The sequence below is a fragment of the Candidatus Cloacimonadota bacterium genome, assembly GCA_011372345.1.
In the GTDB taxonomy this organism is placed as follows: Bacteria; Cloacimonadota; Cloacimonadia; order Cloacimonadales; family TCS61; genus DRTC01.
This window is the reverse complement of sequence record DRTC01000220.1, coordinates 1-3,230: the sequence shown is the minus strand read 5'-3', so window position 1 is coordinate 3,230 and position 3,230 is coordinate 1. Positions and strand designations below refer to the sequence as shown.

General features: G+C 37.6%; 1 protein-coding gene. It reads right to left on the bottom strand.

Annotation, left to right across the window (positions count from 1 at the left end):
* Positions 1-314: 314 nt before the first annotated feature.
* A complete protein-coding gene (locus tag ENL20_04245; protein ID HHE37766.1) occupies positions 315-3,113 on the bottom strand; it encodes a PAS domain S-box protein in 2,799 nt (932 codons plus the stop codon).
* Between the last annotated feature and the right edge of the window lie 117 nt (positions 3,114-3,230).

Below are 3,230 nucleotides of genomic sequence, written 5' to 3'. Positions count from 1 at the left end.
GTAAATTGAAATAACCAACACAAAAGTCGGATCGTTGGGATACTTCTAATGCTTGATTTAAACCTTCTTCCAGTTTCTTTTCAATGTTATCATAAATTATTGGCATTTCAACCTCGATTATTTATTTTTTCAGACTTCATTTTTTCAGATTGATTTTGTCAAGATTCATTCTCCATCCAAGTTTTAATGTTCCTAATGTTTAAGACCTCAAACAATCATCCAAAGATTGATAAAGGTCGAAGAGATTCCCTTTAATTTCATGAAAAAGTTCGGGGATCCGTCAAGAACAGGACACATTTCGCAAGGTTTCAGTCTTACACCGAGCCATCGAGAAAATCAAAATTGAGCATAGTCTGAAAAGAGGATATTTTTGAAAGAACATTACGCAGGTTCAGTCTTTCGATGTCGGAAATCGTGTTCAGGTCTATTTCGTCGTTTACCTGCCTTAACTCTCGATGTGATTTGATCTGGGTCAAAAAGCGGATTCTCCATAAATAATCAAAAACATAGATCATCTCTTTGAAAGTCGTGCTTTGAGTTACATTCAAGTCGATCATTTTTCTCAATCTATCAAGAGTGCCGACTTCCGTAATTTTATATTTCAAAGCATAAATTCGGGCAATAATTTCCAGCGGTTTCAGATTCTCTTTGATATTCATTGTTTTCACGCCGGCTTTTGTTTCTGTGCGGATCCGTCCAAGCAAATTCAACGGTGCTTTATAAGTCAGGCAATTTCTCGCAAAGTGGATAAAAAACTGTGGATTCCGATCAGTTAATTCCAGAATATGTTGCTGCAATTCTGCAACGAGGTTTGTCTCTCCAAAAACACAATGAATATCCAGGAAAATGTTCACTTCCAAAATAGACTCGGGAGTTGCATTCAAAATCCAATCGGAAAATTTATCTTTCCATTCCGAGAGCGAAAGACACCATTTCGGATTCACAGCCATAATTCCGCCCGGACAATACGGATAGCCTGCTTTATTCAGTTTTGAACATACTCCGTCGGCAAGATTAAGGAAATACCGTCTGACTTTCATCAGGTCATATTTCTCAACATCGGTGAAAACAAGAGCATTATCCTGATCCGAGAACATCGTCATTTCATGACGGGCATTGCTTCCGAGAGATAAAAATGCGAACGGAACAGGTGCTTTTCCGGAAGCTTTCAGAGAAATATTAATGAACTTTTTGATCGCAGCATCGAACATCCTTCCTATAGTCTGTTTGAGAGCTTCCGGATTTGTTCCCTGATTTGTCATTTCCTTGATCAGCAAAGGCAGGCGATTCAAAGTAAAGATAACATGCCCGACACTTCTGCTGTTCTCAATTTCCAGCAGCAATTCCGCAGGTAATCCGCCGTATAATTTTGCAATATCAGAGAGTTCGATGATTCCAATAATTTTGTTATTTTCATTTTGGATATACAAGGAATCGATTTCTTTTTTCTCCAAAATGTTCAAAGCATTGAAAACGAGAGAGTTTGAACTTATTAATTGTTCTTCCGGAATTTTATCTTTATCTTGAGTGGTAAATGGTCGGCAAACATCTCCGACTTTTTTGGAAATGAACAAATTTCCAACCTGGTTTTGAAATCCGTCAACAGATTTGAGAACTTCACTTGCTTCTTTATGAACGATCTCTCTGAATGAAATCACATGTCCGTTTTTCTTTGAAAAAAAAATGCGTGAAGTGGTGATCATAACATCGAGAACTTTTCCGCTTTTTGTTTTTACTTGAGCTTCAAATTTTGATGATTTTGTCTTTCCCGATAGAAGTTGCTCGAGATGAGCGATCGCTGTTTTATTTATTGTTTTGTTCTGCGAGAGCAAATTCATGATGTTCATAGAAGCCAGCTCTTCTTCTGCATAACCCAGCATTCGCTGTAAGGTCAGGTTTGAATAAATGTTTTTTCCGGCAACCTCCAGGATAACACCTTCATTTGAAGCTTCCACCAATACTCGATACCTGTCTTTTGCTTCTCTGAGTCCGGTTTCTGCCCGTAATCTGTCGTGTTCGATCCTCCGGCTTTGCAGAATGACATTTACCAGAATGAAGATCAAAACCAGAGAAATAAAACCAAAAACCAGCAGTAATTTATTGGTTAAACTATTGATTTCTTCTTGCACATCATCGATGTAAATTCCGGTTCCGATGATCCAGTTCCACTGAGGAATTCCCCTGACATAAGATAGCTTCGGAACAGTTCGGGAAGCATCGTCTTTCCATTGCCATAAATAATTCAGATATCCTTCATTACTTTCCTTCACCAGACGAACAAATTCGACAAAAAGTTTCTTTCCGCTTTTGTTTTTAATGTCTTTGTATTCAGAAAGGTCTTCTCCGGTCAGATCGGTTCGATAAGGATGCATGATCATTTTCGGATACATATCGGTTATCCAGAAATAATCTTTGTTTTCGTCTCCGTAACGCATCTCTTTGATCTGAGCAGCGGCTTTTTCTTTAGCTGTATTTTCAGGTAATATTCCGCTTCTTTCCAGTTCGATATAATATTCGATCACACTAACAGCAGAAGATGTCAGTTCTTTGATCATCTCTTTTTTCCGGTTCATCATATTTGATCTGAAAACAGGAACGACGATGATGAAAATGGAGGTAACGAATAAAATTATGGCAATTATGGTGGGAACGACGATCCTGTAGATAAATCCTTTGGAAAGATTTCCGGAAAGTTTGTTTTGTTGTGAATGCTTTTTTCCTTTGAAATATTCGCTTAATTCTTCCTGGCTCAAAATGGTTTCTGATTCTGCTCGCTCATCGTTTTCATGGTATTTTTCCGTAAATGTTCCATTCTCAAAATCCTCACGATGAGGGAGATAACCATTATAATCATCTTTTAGATGACACTCGAAAACACCTTTGATCTGCTCTTTTGTGTATTTCCCTTTAAATTCTTCATAAGCTTCCGGGAGTGCTTCGAGACAATGACGGAATTTGCGATGATCATAAGGATCGTAACCATGAAAGCGTCCCGAATGCATGAAAATATGAAAATTCTCGGCATCAAAAAGTCCATCGATCCACTTGTGAATATCTTCAGCTCGAACGCCGACGATTTTTTCTGTTCTATCTGCATGTTTTGATAATTTCATCTATTTCACCCGATTTCCAATCGATTCATCTCCTGAAATAATGGATAATAATGTCAATTGAAAAAATATGATTGTCCACGAATTTCACTAATTACACAAATTTAATCTGTGCATATT

Bases quoted from the DNA above. Each gene is read 5' to 3' on its own strand.
- ENL20_04245 (HHE37766.1), bottom strand. From the start codon at position 3,113: ATGAAATTATCAAAACATGCAGATAGAACAGAAAAAATCGTCGGCGTT.